Annotated in this window: 12 protein-coding genes, 1 pseudogene and 1 riboswitch; of the genes and pseudogenes, 2 read left to right on the top strand and 11 right to left on the bottom strand. The window is 71.8% G+C overall.

From position 1 onward, the window contains the following. From BLW14_RS02985 to BLW14_RS02975, 3 genes are read right to left on the bottom strand one after another with little or no spacing between them, the layout of a single operon-like run. The gene (locus BLW14_RS02985) at positions 1-2,127 is read right to left on the bottom strand and encodes an ABC transporter ATP-binding protein (protein ID WP_093704007.1); all 2,127 of its coding nucleotides are present in this window, start codon (positions 2,125-2,127) and stop codon (positions 1-3) included. After that, entirely contained in the window at positions 2,124-3,071 is a 948-nt protein-coding gene (locus tag BLW14_RS02980) for an ABC transporter permease (protein ID WP_093704005.1), read from the bottom strand. The genes BLW14_RS02985 and BLW14_RS02980 overlap by 4 nt, the downstream gene beginning before the upstream one ends. 1 nt (position 3,072) lies before the next feature. Continuing rightward, on the bottom strand, positions 3,073-3,831 hold the full coding sequence (locus BLW14_RS02975) for an ABC transporter permease (protein ID WP_256332661.1): 759 nt from the start codon (positions 3,829-3,831) through the stop codon (positions 3,073-3,075). An 866-nt stretch (positions 3,832-4,697) separates the two neighbouring features. Between BLW14_RS02975 and BLW14_RS02970 the strand changes: the two genes are divergently transcribed. Beyond that, the gene (locus tag BLW14_RS02970; RefSeq protein ID WP_093704001.1) at positions 4,698-6,509 is read left to right on the top strand and encodes an AMP-dependent synthetase/ligase; all 1,812 of its coding nucleotides are present in this window, start codon (positions 4,698-4,700) and stop codon (positions 6,507-6,509) included. A gap of 65 nt (positions 6,510-6,574) precedes the next feature. On the opposite strand, the pseudogene BLW14_RS02965 reads toward BLW14_RS02970, so the two are convergent. Beyond that, a pseudogene (locus BLW14_RS02965) lies at positions 6,575-6,963 on the bottom strand (aldehyde dehydrogenase family protein); the annotation flags it as partial. A gap of 283 nt (positions 6,964-7,246) precedes the next feature. Here BLW14_RS02965 and BLW14_RS02960 point away from each other — a divergent pair. Next, on the top strand, positions 7,247-8,839 hold the full coding sequence (locus tag BLW14_RS02960) for a TROVE domain-containing protein (protein ID WP_093703999.1): 1,593 nt from the start codon (positions 7,247-7,249) through the stop codon (positions 8,837-8,839). Between the two features lie 6 nt (positions 8,840-8,845). Here the strand turns inward: BLW14_RS02960 and BLW14_RS02955 are convergent, their stop codons facing one another. The 7 genes from BLW14_RS02955 to BLW14_RS02925 all read right to left on the bottom strand — a co-directional run bounded on the left by BLW14_RS02955 (position 8,846) and on the right by BLW14_RS02925 (position 15,256). Further along, positions 8,846-10,228: a purine-cytosine permease family protein gene (locus BLW14_RS02955; protein ID WP_093703997.1), complete on the bottom strand. Its 1,383-nt coding sequence runs from the start codon at positions 10,226-10,228 to the stop codon at positions 8,846-8,848. Then, positions 10,219-10,313, bottom strand: a riboswitch (TPP riboswitch). Its footprint overlaps the gene before it by 10 nt. Before the next feature lie 55 nt (positions 10,314-10,368). After that, on the bottom strand, positions 10,369-11,331 hold the full coding sequence (locus tag BLW14_RS02950) for a formylglycine-generating enzyme family protein (RefSeq protein WP_093703995.1): 963 nt from the start codon (positions 11,329-11,331) through the stop codon (positions 10,369-10,371). Positions 11,332-11,418: 87 nt separating this feature from the next. Continuing rightward, positions 11,419-11,913, bottom strand: a complete 495-nt coding sequence (locus BLW14_RS02945; RefSeq protein ID WP_093703993.1) for an FBP domain-containing protein — start codon at positions 11,911-11,913, stop codon at positions 11,419-11,421. A 50-nt stretch (positions 11,914-11,963) separates the two neighbouring features. Continuing rightward, positions 11,964-12,467 (bottom strand): nucleotide triphosphate diphosphatase NUDT15, encoded by a 504-nt coding sequence (locus tag BLW14_RS02940; protein ID WP_093703991.1) that lies wholly within the window; start codon positions 12,465-12,467, stop codon positions 11,964-11,966. Between the two features lie 70 nt (positions 12,468-12,537). Then, the gene (locus BLW14_RS02935; protein ID WP_093703989.1) at positions 12,538-13,437 is read right to left on the bottom strand and encodes a hypothetical protein; all 900 of its coding nucleotides are present in this window, start codon (positions 13,435-13,437) and stop codon (positions 12,538-12,540) included. Beyond that, positions 13,434-14,441, bottom strand: coding sequence for an SPFH domain-containing protein (locus BLW14_RS02930; protein WP_093703987.1), 1,008 nt, complete (start codon positions 14,439-14,441; stop codon positions 13,434-13,436). The genes BLW14_RS02935 and BLW14_RS02930 overlap by 4 nt, the downstream gene beginning before the upstream one ends. A gap of 185 nt (positions 14,442-14,626) precedes the next feature. Further along, a complete protein-coding gene (locus BLW14_RS02925; RefSeq protein ID WP_093703985.1) occupies positions 14,627-15,256 on the bottom strand; it encodes a TetR/AcrR family transcriptional regulator in 630 nt (209 codons plus the stop codon). Positions 15,257-15,368 lie beyond the last annotated feature (112 nt).

The raw sequence follows: 15,368 nt of genomic DNA, 5'->3' as shown, positions 1-15,368 counted from the left end.
TTAGTTGTCGACAGACGTGGTCGTGCCCGCGAAGTGGCATGCGTCGCGGTGGTCCGGGTCGCCCCGATCGGTGAGCAGGGGGGTGACCCCGCGACACCGCTCCTTCTGGGGATCCGACAGCGTGGTGTGAAGGGGGCACCGGGAGACGAACCGGCAGCCCGGCGTCTCGTCGGTGGGGCTGGGAAGGTCGCCCGCCAGGAGGACGCGCTCCCGGGTGCGCTCCGCCACCGGGTCGGGCAGCGGGATCGCGGAGAGGAGCGCCTGGGTGTACGGGTGCCTGGGGTTGTCGAAGACGGCGTCGGTGTCGCCGATCTCGACGATCCGGCCCAGGTACATCACCGCCACCCGGTCGGAGATGTGGCACACCACCGACAGGTCGTGGGCGACGAAGAGGTAGGACAGACCCAGCTCGGCCTTGAGGTCGTTGAGCAGGTTGATGACACCGGCCTGCACCGACACGTCGAGGGCCGAGACCGGCTCGTCCAGCACCAGCAGCCGGGGCTTGGTGGAGAGCGCCCGCGCGATGCCGATGCGCTGCCGCTGCCCGCCGGAGAAGGCCGATGGGAAGCGGTCGCGATGCTCGGGGTCGAGCCCCACCAGCTCCATGAGCTCCGCGACCTTGGTGCCGAGCACCTTCTTGTCGCGCTCGCCCGCCGCGCGCAGCGGCTCCGCGAGGATGTCGAAGACCGTCATGCGGGGGTCCAGCGCCCCCATGGGGTCCTGGAACACCATCTGCATGTCGCGGCGTACGGCTCTGATGTCCTGCTTCCGCTTCAGCCCGGCCGTGTCCTGGCCGCAGACGGCGATGCTGCCCTGCTCCGGCGGCTTCAGCCCCATGATCTCCAGCAGGGTGGTGGTCTTCCCGCACCCCGACTCGCCGACCAGCCCGAGCGTCTCGCCCTCGCGGATGTCGAGGTCGATGCCGTTGACGGCGAAGACCGTGCCCACCTTGCGCTTGAGCAGGCCGCCCTTGGTGAGCGGGAAGGTCTTGGTCACCCCGGAGAGCTCCAGGACCTTTGGCCGCTCCTCGCGCGGGACGTCCGCGACACGGTCCTCCCGCGCGGCGGGAACGGGGAAGATCGGCTTGCCGGCGATGGCGCCGTCCTCGATCTCCTCGGCACGCCGGCAGGCCGCGGAGTGCGCGGCACCGGTGCCGGCCCCGCCGATGGTCAGCAGCGGCGGCTCGGCCGCACGGCAGGCGTCCTCGACCGCGGGGCAACGCGCCGCGAAGGGGCAGGCGTCGGGCAGGTCCACCAGCAGCGGGGGAGTGCCCGGAACCGGGGTCAGGGCGTCCCGGTCGCGGTCGTCCAGGCGGGGGATCGCGCCCATCAGACCGATGGTGTACGGCATCCGGGGCTGCGCGAACAGCTCGTCCACCCCGGCGTGCTCGACCGGGCGTCCGGCGTACATCACCATGACGTCGTCGGCGGAGCCGGCCACCACCCCGAGGTCGTGGGTGATCATGATGACGGCGGCGCCGGTCTCCCGCTGGGCCGTCTTGAGGACCTCCAGGATCTGCGCCTGCACGGTGACGTCCAGGGCGGTCGTCGGCTCGTCGGCGATGATCAGGTCGGGGTCGTTCGCGATGGCCATGGCGATCACGGCCCGCTGCCGCATACCGCCCGAGAACTCGTGCGGGAAGCCCTTGGCCCGGCGGTCCGGGTTGGGGATGCCGACCAGGTCGAGCAGCTCGACGGCCCGCTTCCAGGCGGCCGCGGACGAGATGTCCTGGTGGATCTGGAGGGACTCGACGATCTGGGCGCCGATGCTGAAGATCGGGGTGAGCGACGAGAGCGGGTCCTGGAAGATCATGCCGATCTGCTGTCCGCGGACCTTGGACATCCGGCGGTCGTCCAGGTCGAGGAGGTTCTTCCCGTCGAGCAGGATCTCGCCGGTGACCGAGGCGTACTCGGGGAGCAGCCCCATGACGGCCATCGACGTGACGGACTTGCCGGAACCCGACTCGCCCACGATGCCGAGGGTCTTGCCGCGGTGCAGGTCGAAGGAGACGCCGCGTACGGCGTCCACCCGGCCGGCCTCCGAAGGGAAGGCGACCTTCAGGTCACGTACGGACAGCAGGGCCCGCTGCGTGCCGGGCTCGGTAGTGACAGCGCGCTGCTCGATCATGCGCGGCCTCCAGACTGCGATGTGGGGTCCAGGGCGTCGCGCAGACCGTCACCGATGAGGGCCATGGCCACGGTGAGCAGGACCACCAGGGCCGCCGGCATGTAGAACAGCCACGGAGCGGTGGACAGGGTGTTCTGCCCGTCGGCCAGCATGGAACCGAGGGACACGTCGGGCTGCTTGACGCCGAACCCGATGAAGGAGAGCGCCGTTTCGGACTGCACGGTCGAGGCGACACCGAGGGTGAACGTCACGATCAGCAGGGAGCCGATGTTGGGCACCAGGTGGCGGACGATGGTCCGGAACGCGCCGACGCCCATGAAGCGGGCCGCCATCACGTACTCGCGTTCCCGCAGGGACGTGGCCAGGGACCAGATCACCCGGGCGGTCAGCATCCAGCCGAAGAGCGTGAGCACCACGACCAGGATCTTCCACTCACCGCGGTAGTGCGTACCGACCAGCGCGATGATGAGGAACGAGGGCAGGATGAGCAGGAAGTGGACGAAGCCGAGCATCGCCCGTTCCACCTTGCCGCCGAAGTAGGCGGCGGTCGTGCCGAACAGGCCGGCGATGGCGGTCGTCATGAGCGACACCGCCACGGCGATGATCAGCGACCTGCCGAGGCCGTGCACGAGCTGGGCGTAGACGTCGTTGCCCGCGCTGTTGGTGCCCAGGATGTGGCCGCCGACCCCGGGGGCCACGGAGAGGGCGGTGAAGTCCGCCTCCTCGTAGTTCCAGTGGGTCAGGTACCGGCCGAACAGGGAGAAGAGCACCAGCAGCACGAAAAGGATCATCCCGCCGAGCGCGGGCCTGTTCCTCGCGAAGCGGCGCACGTAGAGCTTCGTCGGGGACAGGCGCTTGCCGCCGGTCGCGCCGGGCTCCAGGACTTCGGCGATCTCCGGGGCCTCTTCGGGGGCGGTTCCGGCGCCGGGCATGTTGATGGCCACGTCAGCTCACCCTGATCCTGGGGTCGAGGGCCACGACGACGAGGTCGGCCAGGATCGCGCCGATGGCCGTCATGAGGGCGCCGAAGGCCGCGACGGCGACGGCACCGTGCACGTCGTTCGTGCTGATGGTCTTGGTGAAGTACTCACCCATGCCGTGCCACGCGAAGACCGTTTCCGTGATGACCGCGCCGGTGAAGAGGGCGGGCATCGCGAAGGCGACCTGGGTGGCGACGGGAATGATCGAAGTCCGCAGTCCGTGCCGGTAGATGGCCTGCTGCCGGGTCAGCCCCTTGGACCGTGCGGTGCGCACGTAATCGGAGTTGATGTTGTCCAGCAGGAGTGAACGCTGCAACAGGTGGTATCCGGCGTAGGAGATGAACGTCAGCGAAATCGTGGGCAGGATCGCGTGCATCACTCTCGACCCCAGGACCGGCCAGAAGCCGGAGACTTCGGGGCTCTGCGCTCCGGCGACGGGCAGCAGCGTGTCGCCGACGGACTGGTTGAGCCAGATGGCCGCGAGGACCACGCCGAGCGAGGCCACGGCGGAGGGCGTGTTGAAGGAGATCACGGAGATTCCCTGCCACACCCGGTCGCCGGCCTTGTACTGGCGCGACGCGGTGTACACGCCCACTCCGACGCCGATGACGATGGAGAGGATCGTCGAGGCGATGACCAGCTGACCACTGACGAAGATCCGGTAGGCGACCTGTTCGTTGACACTGCCCCCGGTCGGCGACTGACCCCAGTCGAAATGGGTCACGATCCCGGAGATCCAGTCCCACCAGCGATCCAGGATCGGTTTGTCTGGATTGAGATTGAATTGCGCCAGTGATCGGTTGATCTGGGCTGGAGTTCGAGGCGGTCGCAACGCGGTGTAGTTCGACGCAGGCTTAAGGAATGCATTAGCGAGGAAGTACGTCAGGTTGGTTGCGACTGCGATCATCAAAAACCAGCCGACTGCTTTGCGGGCGATATAACGCAGCACTGTGAGCCGGCCTTTCTTGAAAATTGGGCCCGCAGATCCGGTGAGTGACTGGACGCTTGGCCGCGTTGACCGGGCACCGGGTTGCGAGCGCTCGGACAGGACGTGCGGACTCTCGGGTCAGAAAATGATTGGTGCGAAGACGCTCCGATGAGGGAGTCTGCTGTGTGCTGACGGTGCTGCACGGGTGCGTGGGGCGGGAGTGAGCAGTGCGCCGGGCATGAAGCGACAACCTTGCGTCGGAATGAGCCGATTCGTGGGCGCTGCCCGATTCGGCAGCGCCTGTGCTGACGATTCCAACTGCCCGTGATCACGTCAAGGCTGGTCAGGTCGCGATACGGTTAAGCCGAAGCCGCATATCGGACATTCGGCGCGTAAATTCTCAACGCCGTGGTGAACGCGCGAAGAGCGGCGACGCCCCAAGCCGTCATAAGGTGCATAAGTCACCTTCTCTGCGCATGCTCCCCTTTCGGGCTTCCCGTCCGGGCTTCCCGGCCGCGGCCGGGCGCGCGGAACGGGGGGCCGGGACCATGCGGATCAGTCAATCACACAGGGTCAGATGGCCTGTCGAACGCGTCAGGAGCCAACCGCGCGCGGCGGTGCACACCACCGCATCCCGTCCACCACTTCGCAAGGAGGCCCCGATGCCCCGCACCACCGGTGACCTGCCCGACCGCACACTGCCCCGGCTCCTGGCCCGCAACGCCCGGGAGTACGGCGAACTCCCCGCGCTGTCCTGGCGGCGCACCCGCGAGGACGGCGGCTGGTCGACGTACACCTGGGCCGAGGTCGAGGCGCACACGCGTGTCCTCGCCGCCGGATACCGGGCGCTCGGGGCCGGGCGCGGCGACCGGGTGCTGCTGATGATGCCCAACCGGCCCGAGCACTGGCTGTCCGACCTGGCGCTGGTCCGCCTCGGCGCGGTCCCGGTAAGCGTCTACGGCACGGCCGCGCCCGAGCAGATCACCCACATCGCCCGCAACTGCCGGGCCAGGATCGCAGTGGTGGACGGGGCGCCCCAAGTGGCGCTCTGGGAACCGCTGCTGACCGACGAGGGCACACCGCTGGAACGCCTGGTGGTCGCCGAACCGGGCACGGAGGGCGGCCACCTCCCGTACGGCGCACTGCTCCGGGAGCCGGTGCCGGACGGGTTCGCCTGGCAACTGGACACGGCCCGCCCGGAGGACACGCTGACCGTCGTCTACACCTCGGGTACGAGCGGCGAGCCCAAGGGCGTTGTCCTGACACACCGTCAAGTACTGTCCAACGCGCTGGCGCTGGACGCGGTCGTGGAGCTGCCGCCGCATGTCGAGCACATCTGCTATCTGCCTCTCGCCCACATCGCGGAGCGGATGCTCGGGATCTACCTGCCCTGTCACCGCGCCTCGCACGTTCACCTCTGCGCCGACCCGGCGGGGGTGGACGCCGTGGTCCGCGAGGTGCGGCCTGCGCAGTTCTTCGGGGTGCCGAGGATCTGGGAGAAGCTGTCCGCCACCGTGCGCGGCATTCTCGCGCTGATGCCCGCCGGGCAGCGCGAGATCGTCGAGGAGGCGTTCGCGGTGGGGCGCGAGCACGTCGGTCACCGGGAGCGCGGCGAGGCCCCGCCCGCCGGACTGGAGAAGCGGTACACGCGGGCGCGGGAGGACGTGCTGCTGCCGATGCTGGCGGCGGGCGGTCTGGACCGGGTGACCTGGACGGCCAGCGCGTCGGCACCGATGCCGGTCGAGGTGGTGAGGTTCTGGGCCGGATTCGGGATCGTCGTCATGGACGCGTGGGGGCTCACCGAGACCGCCGGGGTCGCCACCAGCAACAGCCCGAGGGCCGGTTTCCGGCTCGGCTCGGTGGGCCGCCCGGTGGAGTCCGTCGAGGTCCGGGTCGCCGAGGACGGCGAGATCATGGTCCGGGGCGCGTCCGTCTGCTCCGGATATCTGCGCCCCGACGGCTCGGTGCTGCCGGCCGTGGACGCGGACGGCTGGCTGGCCACGGGGGACATCGGCCGGCTGGACGAGGAAGGCTACCTCTGGCTCACCGACCGCAAGAAGGAGATGATCATCACCTCCACCGGCAAGAACGTCTCGCCGGCCCTGGTCGAGAACGCGCTCAAGGAGCACCCGCTGATCGGCCAGGCCATGGTGCACGGCGACCACCGCTCCTACCTGGTCGCCCTCCTCGTACTCGACGCGGAGGCCGCCCCCGCCTGGGCGGAGGCCAACGGCGTCCCCGTGGACGGGGGACCGGCAGGGCTGGCCGCACACCCCGCCGTCCTGGCCGAGGTGGACCGGGCGGTCGCCGCCGCCAACACCCGCCTCAGCCGGAGCGAGCAGGTCAAGCGGTACGAGCTGCTGGCCGAGGAGTGGGGGCCGGCGACCGGTGAGCTGACGCCGTCGCTGAAGATGCGGCGCCGGGTCATCCGGGACAAGTACGCCGACGCGCTGTCCGGGCTCTACGAGAACTGAACGGGGGGCGCGGCCGTCGCACGGGGCCGCCGCGCCCAGGCCGTCTCAGAGCCCGTACGTCTTGCCGCGTTCCCGGTCGCCAGGGCGATCCGATGGAGCCCATGGGTGTGTACACGGGGTAGTTCCAGGGGCCGATGAACCCGACGGCGCCGAGCGGCCGGTGCGCCAGGGACGCCCGCTGGTGGACGGTGAAGAGGCCCGTGCCCACCTTCCGCCGGCGCAGCACCCGTTCCGCGTTGCGGGCGGCCCAGGCGTGGTGCTCCAGCGTGAGCGCCACCTCCGACGCCGCGTCCCCGGCCGGTTTCCCGGTCTCCTCCGAAACGGTCCGGGCCACCTCGTCCAAACCGGTCGCCAGGGCCTTCTTCCAGCGCAGCAGATGGTCGCGGCACCGGGAGGCGGGCAGTGCGGCCCAGGTCTTCTGGGCCTCCCGTGCGCGGGCCACGGCTGGCAGTATTGAAGTGTTTCACCTGGGTCAATACCGCTGAGAACGGCGGCAGTTGAAGCGCAGAACAAGGGGCGACGTAATTCGGTGGTGCGCCCGGCGGAGGCTCTTGTACGGTTTCGTCGCGCCCGCGCCCGGCGATGCGCCCGGCTGCGGCTACTTCCTTCTGACACTCCAAGTGATGCCGCCGCCGACTTACTTGATCTCGCCGGGCGCGGGCGCGTTCAACACTCCTTGAATCCGGGGGGATTCCCTGCCTCGTCACTCCCGACGCGTCTCCAAGGTCTGGTCCGAGATGCTGGTGGCCCCGCATGTCTCGGCCGCCGCCCGCCACCTCGCCGCCACCCGGCCCGTGCCCGGCTCGACCGCACGGAACCTCCACACCTACGAGGGCGGCACGGCGTACATCCGGGAGCCCCGCGAGAAACTCTTCCTCCTCGCCGTCGCCAACTTCGTCTCCCAGGAGACCTTCTACGAGAGCGGCGCGTATCGCGACGACCGGTACACCGCCCTCGTCGCCCGCCTCGCCGTCGAGCACCCCGCCTGGACGGCCGGACTGCTGCGCTGGCTGCGCGGCGAGGGCAACATGCGCACCGCCTCCCTGGTCGGCGCCGCCGCGTACGTACGCGCACGGCTCGCCGCCGGGACGAGCGACGGGCCCTCCAACCGGTCCGTAGTCGACTCGGTGCTCCAACGCGCCGACGAGCCCGGCGAACTGCTCGCGCACTGGATCGCGACGTACGGGCGCCAGGTCCCGCAGCCCGTGAAGCGGGGCGTCGCCGACGCCGTACGCAGGCTCTACACCTCCCGGTCCCTGCTGAAGTACGACACCGAGTCCCGGGACTTCCGCTTCGGTGACGTGCTCAACCTGGTGCACGCGTCACCGGACCCGGCCAAGCCCTGGCAGGGCGCGCTCTTCCGGTACGCCCTCGACCGCCGCCACCACCCGGAGCGGGCCGAGGCGCCGGAAGGCGACCGGACGCTCACCGCCCGGCGGACGCTCCTGGCCACCCCGGCGGACGAGCGGCGGGCCCTGGTCACCGGGCCCGGCGGCGCGGAACGGCTCACCGGGGCCGGCATGACCTGGGAGTCCGTGGCGGGCTGGCTGCACGGGCCGATGGACGCGGCCGTCTGGGAGGCGCTGATCCCCGGCATGGGGCCCATGGCGCTCCTGCGGAACCTGCGCAACTTCGACGAGGCCGGAATCGCCGACGCGGTCGCTGATCACGTCGCCGCACGCATCGCGGACCCCGCGGAGGTGGCCCGCGCACGGCAGTTCCCCTTCCGCTACCTCGCCGCCCACCGGCACGCCGCACCGCGCTGGGCCGCCGCGCTGGAAGCGGCACTCGGCCACTGCCTGGCTCACGTGCCCGCCCTGTCCGGCCGGACGCTGGTCCTGGTCGACCGGTCCGACTCGATGTTCTGCGACACCGTCTCCGCACGGTCCACGCTCAGCCGGGCCGACGCGGCCGCCGTGTTCGGCACCGCGCTGGCCCTGCGCGCCGAGCAGGCGGACCTGGTGGAGTTCGGCTGGCGCAGCGCGCCCGTCCCGTACGCGCCCGGCGAACCGGTCCTCGACGTGCTGAAGCGGTTCCACCGGCTCGGCGGCACCGACACCGTGAAGGCGCTGCGCCCCCACTACCTGGACCACGACCGGGTGCTCCTCGTCACCGACGAACAGGCCCTGCCGTACGGCCCCCGGACATCCGACCCGGTGCCGGCCGGGGTCCCGGTCCACACCTGGAACCTCGCCGGATACCGGCCGGCCCACGCTCCCGCCGGGCCGAACCGGCACACCTTCGGCGGCCTCACCGACGCGGCGTTCCGGATGGCCGGCCTCATCGAGAACGGCCGCCGGGCGCACTGGCCGTGGACCGGCGAGGAGTGAGCCCGCTCAGCGGACCCGGCGCATCCGCAGCGGGGCGTAGGCCGCGAGCGCCACGAGGAACGCCACCCCGTACGCAAGGTCCGCCCCGTGCAGCGCCTCGGCCACCGGTCCCACGTACAGGCCGGTGCTCATGAACGGCACCGCAGCCGCGAAGGCCACGGCGAACGCGGCGAGCGCCGGCCACCACGGGCGCGGCCGTGCGTGCTCGGCGGCGAGGTCGACGGGGGCGCCGCGCCGCTCCCTGGCCCGGACCAGCCAGTCCACCGACACGATCGCCACGAAGCCGGGGATCCAGTAGCCGACGAGGAGCAGGACGTTCTGGAAGCGGGCCGTGGTGTCCGCCGCGTGCATCCACAGCACCAGCGGGAAGCCCAGGGCGGCGGCGAGCGCCGCGGCGGCCGGGCGGGGCACGCGTACCCCCATGGTCTGCAACGCCAGCGAACCGCTGTAGTCGTTCATCGCGTTGCTGCACAGCGCCGCCAGCGCCACCGCCAGCAGCCCGAACGCGCCGAGCGCGCCCCCGCCCAGCAGTATGTCGATGCCGCGCGCGGTCTGGTCCGTGAAGACCGAGGCACCCCACAGCCCGATCGTCTGGACCGCCACGAAGGAGGCGCTGATCCCGCCCAGCGTGCACCAGAACATGCGCGGCCGGGACGTCTCGCGCGGCAGGTAGCGACTGAAGTCACTGGCGTACGGGGCCCAGGACAGCGCCAGGCTCAGGGCGATGGTGCAGGTCAGGACGAAGGCCCCGGCCCGGTCCGCGCCGTGCACGGAACCGCTGGTCACGGGGTCGACACCGTTCAGGAGCTTCGTCGCGAGGACGGTGAAGGCGGCGGCCAGCGCGAACGTCATCACGGTCTGGAGCCGGTGGATCACCTCGTAGCCCAGAACACCGAGCGCGCCCTGAGCGGCCATCATGACCAGGACCCCGAGCCAGAACGGCCAGCCGCACAACTGAGCCAGCGCGTCCCCGCCGAACAGCCCGATCAGCGCGTCCCAGGCGATCGACGACAGCCACTGGAGCGCGCCGGGCAGCACCACACCCGGCCCGAACGCCAGCCGTGCGAGCGGCAGTTGCCCCGATCCGGTGCGGCTTCCCCAGGTGCCGAGATACGCGGTGGGCGCGGCGCCGACGAGGGTGCCGAGCACGACGGCGGCGAGCGCGGTGCCGAAGTCCAGCCCCAGCGCGATGCCGACGGTGCCGGTGAAGACGCCGGTCATGGTCAGGTTGGGCGCGAACCAGACGGTGAACAGCCGCCCGGGACCGCCGTAGCGCCGGTACTCCGGGACCGGGGCTATCCCGTGCGCCTCGACGCGCAGATCGCCGGGCGCGGTCGGCATGCGCCCGCCGAAAGCGGCGCGCTCGTCCCGGGCATGCGACAAGGACATGAAGACATCCCTCCGCCAGTGCTAACTGGTTCAGGTTCGACGGGTGTGATCTCAGCCCCTGTGCGGGGCACCCCGTGTCCGGTGTGGCGGCCAGGATAGCCGGAGGGACGCGCGGGCCGGACCGGGGGTCCGCCGCGTGCTCAGAGCGGAAGCGCGCAGCGGAAACCGCCGTGACCTGTGGTGCTGTCCGGAGTGTTGGACGTACGGGCGGCCACCCGGTAGCGGTTGCAGTACGAGCGGTGGCACAGGTGCGACCCGCCGCGCAGCACCCGGTTGCCGCCCTCGGGCGGCCCGGCCGGATCGATCCGCGTCTCCGGACGGTCCGGCACGTGCCAGTCGGCGCTGAACCGGTCGGCGCACCACTCCCACACGTTGCCCGAGACGTTGTACAGGCCGTAGCCGTTGGGGGCGTACGCCTTCACGGGCGCGGTGCCCGCGTAGCCGTCCTCCCGGGTATTGCGGACCGGGAAGTCGCCCTGCCAGATGTTGCAGCGGTGCCGGCCCTTCGGGGTCAGCTCGTCGCCCCAGGGGAAGCGGGCCCGGACCAGTCCGCCCCGGGCCGCCTTCTCCCACTCGGCCTCGGTGGGCAGCCGCTTCCCGGCCCAGCGGGCGTAGGCGGTGGCGTCGTTCCACGACACGTGGACGACCGGGTGGTCCCGGCGGTCGCCGATCGAGGTGCCGGGCCCCTCGGGCGCCCGCCAGCAGGCCCCGGTCACCGCCCTCCACCAGGGTGCGCCGGGCACCGTTCCGGGCAGCACGGCGTGGCGGGCCTCGCGGGTGACGAAGGCGCCGAACACGTAGGACCAGCCGATGAGTTCGGCCTCGGTGCGGTAGCCGGTGGCCTTCACGAAGCGGGCGAACCCGGCGTTCGTCACACAGGCCGCGTCGATGCGGAACGGTGCGAGCACGACCTCACGGACGGGCCCCTCGCCGTCGGCGGGGAACGCGTCCTCGTCGGCGCCGCCCATCAGGAACGGCCCGCCCGGCACGGCGACCGTGCCGCGCAGCAGGTCTGCGGTGCTCCACTCGGGCACGGCGAAGTCGGCCGGGGGAGTGGTGGTGACGGTGGCACTCTCGCGGCCCGGTCCGCAGCAGGCGCTCATGGGCAAGTCCGTTCGTCGTGGTGGAGTCCGCCGGGTCCGGCGCCGGGCGGTGCGCGGCAAGAGTGCCACATCGCCCGGCGCGGCCACTCAGCTGAACAGCTTCGTCACGAACCCGGAGAGGTTCGCCACCGTACGGGCGATCTGCTCCTCGGTGGTCAGGCTCTCCTTGAACCGGGCCCCGGAGGCCACCGCCTTCTTCCCGCGCACGTACAGCGAGCAGGCCAGGTCGGTGCACATGTACAGCCCGACCGAGTTGCCCTCGCGCCCGGCGGGACCGGTCTTGCGGGCGGTCATCAGGGAGACTCCGCTGCCCGGGTGGGTGGTCAGGCAGAGCGAGCACATGCTCCGGTGCAGGAAGCCGCGCTGCTGCGACGGGAAGCGCAGCGAGATCCCGGCGAGCTCGCCCGCGTGCTCGGTGACGATGTAGCTGCGTCCCGGCGCGGACAGGTCGCGCCAGCCCAGGAAGTCGAGATCCTCCCAGGGCAGCTCCTCGAAGTCCCTGGGCAGCGGCAGACGCTTGGCCTCCCCCTTGGAGCAATTCACGAACGATGAGCGGATGTCCTGCTCGGTCACGGCCTTCATACCCACGAAGCTAACTCTGCCTATGAGCCCTAGGCAAACGATTAATTACCTTAGGGCTTCACCTGGTGCTCATCGGCCACGAGGGCGAGCCGGTGCACGGGCGGGTGGGTGATGCCGAGGTCCGGGCGCCAGGCCGCGAGGATCTGCGCCGAGGGATCGAATAGCGGCGAGGGGAGCGCGTCGAGCGCGGTCCACTGCCAGGTGCTGATCAGGTGCGGCTCGGTCACCCGCGCGGTGCCGGAGTCCACCCGCACCAGGGCCGCCATCGTCACGCGGTTGATCCCGCCGACGGCGTCGTGCAGCATCGCGAAGACGGTGACCGCCTCCTCGGGGACCGTCAGACCGGTCTCCTCACGCAGTTCGCGCACGGCCGCCGCCGCCACCGACTCGGGCAGCGGGTCCACCTTGCCGCCGGGCAGCTCCCAGGTGCCGCTGTGGTGCCGGCCGAGCAGTACCCGGCCCCGCGCGTCGTGCACGATCACCCCGACACCCAGCGCCGCCTGCGCCTTGGGCGGCTGGGTGTTGCGGGAGGGGGCGGCGTTCTCGGTGGCCATGGTGCTCCTCGGGCGGGGGCGGTCGGGTCCGGGCGCCGAGCCTACGGGGATGCCGCAACTGCTCCCGCGTTCACACGGCCAGCCGCAGCGAGGTCTCCGAGACGCCCAGCCGTACGCTCTGCCCCCACGTCAGCTCCAGCGCGTCCGCCTCCATCCCGTCGCCGAACACCACCACCCGGTCCGACTCCACGGTGAGCCGCAGCCCCTGCCCGGGCCCCAGCTCGCCCGAGACGAACGAGGTGCCGGTCGACGGCGAGGGCCACGCCTCCCGGACGAACCAGAGCAGCCGGGGATCGGCGGGCCCGGGCAGCGGAAGGGCGCTGTGCCGCTCCTGCCACAGCGAGCGCAGCCAGCCGGTGGCCCCGGTCCCGGTGCCGACCAGGACGCCGGAGGACGCCTGCGGCTCGGCGGGGGAGTCCGTGGCGTCGGGGCCCAGCCGGTAGCGGGCCGTCTGGTGGCCGGGCGGGCCGAGGTAGATCTCGTTGAGGGCGAGCAGCCGCTGCGTGTCGTCGGCCGCCGCCTCCACCATCGTCAGCGCGTCGGCCCGCCCGCCGGGCGTCACGGCCGCCCGCATGAGCGCTCCCGCGTCGGCGGGCCGGTGGCGCACCAGGACGCCGGGGTTGCGGCCCGGGTCGGTGTCGATGCCGACGACCGGCTGGCCGGAAAGGTACTTCGCGGCGTTGGCGACCAGGCCGTCCTGTCCGACGACCACCACCACGTCCTCCGGCGCGAACAGGAACCGGTCCAGGTCCGCCCGCTCCACCCGGCAGTGGCGCCACTGGAGCGGGACGGCCGCCGCCACATCGGCCAGCGCCTGCCGGGTCCGCTCGTGCCTGCGGGCCACCTCGTCGATGGACCGGCCGCGCGCGCCGAGGACGAACGCGGCCTGGCCGTGCGTGCCGTGCCGGGCGAGCAGCTCCTCGTACTCGGTGGTGCGGTGGACCAGGACCGCCCGCGGGGCCAGGCTCACGCCCCGGCCTCCGGCCGGCCGAGCTTGCTGAGCAGGCCGGTGAGGACATCCGGCGACAGGGTGAGGCTGTCGATGTGCGGCAGGTTCTCCGCGAGCCGGGTGGCCGCCAGCGCGTGCAGGGTCGCGGCCTCCACCTCGCCGTGCGCCCGCAGCCAGGCCGCCTGGGCCTCCGCACGCGCCGCACCCACCGCGCGGGCCGCCTCGGCCTCGGCCCCGGCCAGCCGCACCGTGCGGGCGGCCTCCGCCTCGGCGCGCACCCCGTCGGCCGCGGCGTTCTCCTCCGCCTCGCGGCGGGCGTTGGTGCCGCGCTGCTCGACGAGCTGTTCCTCGCGCCGGGCGAGCTCGATCCGGCTGGCCAGCTCGTTCTCCGCGATCGTCCGCTCGCGCTCGACGGCCACGGCGCGCCGTTCGTACGTGGCGCGGTCGGCCTCCTGCTGGATCTGTTCGCGGGCGGGGGTGCGCAGGGCGCGCTCCACCTCGGCCTCGGGGCGGATGGCGACGACGCGGACGGCCACCACGTCGATGCCGGTGGCGGGCAGCCTGGGCTCGGCGGCGAGACCGGCCGCCACCCGCTCGCGGACGGCGGCGACCCCGTCGACCAGGGCGGCGGCCAGCGGGGTGCGGGCCAGCACGTCCAGGGTGTGCTGCTGGGCGGTCTCGGTGAGGAGGGTGGCGATCTGCTCCAGGGGTGCGCCGCGCCAGGCGCCGGTGTCCGGGTCGACGGAGAAGTCGAGGCGGGCGGCGGCCTCGGCCGGGTCGCTGATCCGGTACGTCACGGTGGCCTGCACCGTGACGTCCTGGAAGTCGGAGGTGCGCGCGTGGAACGCCATGGCCAGCTCGCGGTCGTTGACCGGCACCTCGGAGAGCGCGGCGCTCAGCGACCGGTACCAGAAGCTCAGCCCGGTCCCGTCGTGGACGAGCGTGCCGCGCTTGTGGTGGCGGATGTGCGCGGTGGGCGCGGAGCGGAGATGGCGCCAGCCGAAGCGGCGGGTGATGTCGGCCACGGGGACCCCCTCGAATCTTTCTCGTCATGGAGACGATAAGGGGGGTGACCGATTATCGTCAAGAGGACGCGAAAGGCCGGTGGCTTCGGAGAAGCCACCGGCCTTTCGGGTTGCGCGTCGCCCCCGTCCCCACGGTGCGGCGCGCGCGGGCCGTCGTCATCCGCTGGGACGACGGCCCACGTCTGTCAGGACCCGGACGCCGGAGCGTCCAGGCCGAGTGCGGGAAGGACCGCGCCCGCCACGAAACGGACGAGGTAGCCCTCGTCCGCGTACGCCCCGGCGAGCATCGGGCGGGCCCGCATCACGCCGAGCAGTTGCGCCGAGACGAACTCCGCCGCCGGGTTGTCGGCCGCCACCTCGCCCCGCTCCACCCCGCGTCGTACGAGCGCGTCGATCGCTGCCAGCTCCGGCAGGATCAGCGACTCCCGCAGGGCGCACAGCAGCTCCGGACTCTGCAGCGCCGCGTGGCTCAGCGCCAGCATCAGGGAGGTGTCGCGCCCCGAGCCCTCGCCGATGGCCCGCGCCGCCTCCAGCAGGTCACCCGCCAGCGAACCGGTGTCGATCTTCCGCAGTGCTCCGCGCCGGGTGCCGTTCAGGGCGGCCACCACCAGCTCGGGCTTCGACCCCCACTGGCGGTAGAGCGTGGACTTTCCGCAGCGGGACCGGGCGGCGACCCCCTCCATGGTCAGCGACTCGTAGCCGCTCTCCCTCAGCGTGTCGAGCACGGCGGTGTAGAGCTCCTGGGCCCGCTCCGGCGTGATCTTCGAGCGGCGCGGCGCGGGGGGCTGCTCCTGCTCGGTCTGCTGCGGCGACATGTGCCTTCCCTCTCTGCGACTCTGCGACGAGGTCCATCGATACGCCAGTGTACCGATACGCGTGTGTACCGATACGGCTCCGTATCGGTACACTGGCGTATCGATAAGGGCG

Source organism: Streptomyces sp. 2131.1 (assembly GCF_900105515.1).
Taxonomy (GTDB): Bacteria; Actinomycetota; Actinomycetes; order Streptomycetales; family Streptomycetaceae; genus Streptomyces; species Streptomyces drozdowiczii.
The sequence above is the reverse complement of the archived record's forward strand: the minus strand, read 5'-3'. Positions and strand labels throughout refer to the sequence as shown.

Coding starts and splice junctions, on each gene's coding strand:
- BLW14_RS02985 (WP_093704007.1), bottom strand. CDS start 2,127: ATGATCGAGCAGCGCGCTGTCACTACCGAGCCCGGCACGCAGCGGGCC.
- BLW14_RS02970 (WP_093704001.1), top strand. CDS start 4,698: ATGCCCCGCACCACCGGTGACCTGCCCGACCGCACACTGCCCCGGCTC.
- BLW14_RS02960 (WP_093703999.1), top strand. CDS start 7,247: ATGCTGGTGGCCCCGCATGTCTCGGCCGCCGCCCGCCACCTCGCCGCC.
- BLW14_RS02955 (WP_093703997.1), bottom strand. CDS start 10,228: ATGTCCTTGTCGCATGCCCGGGACGAGCGCGCCGCTTTCGGCGGGCGC.
- BLW14_RS02950 (WP_093703995.1), bottom strand. CDS start 11,331: ATGAGCGCCTGCTGCGGACCGGGCCGCGAGAGTGCCACCGTCACCACC.
- BLW14_RS02945 (WP_093703993.1), bottom strand. CDS start 11,913: ATGAAGGCCGTGACCGAGCAGGACATCCGCTCATCGTTCGTGAATTGC.
- BLW14_RS02940 (WP_093703991.1), bottom strand. CDS start 12,467: ATGGCCACCGAGAACGCCGCCCCCTCCCGCAACACCCAGCCGCCCAAG.
- BLW14_RS02925 (WP_093703985.1), bottom strand. CDS start 15,256: ATGTCGCCGCAGCAGACCGAGCAGGAGCAGCCCCCCGCGCCGCGCCGC.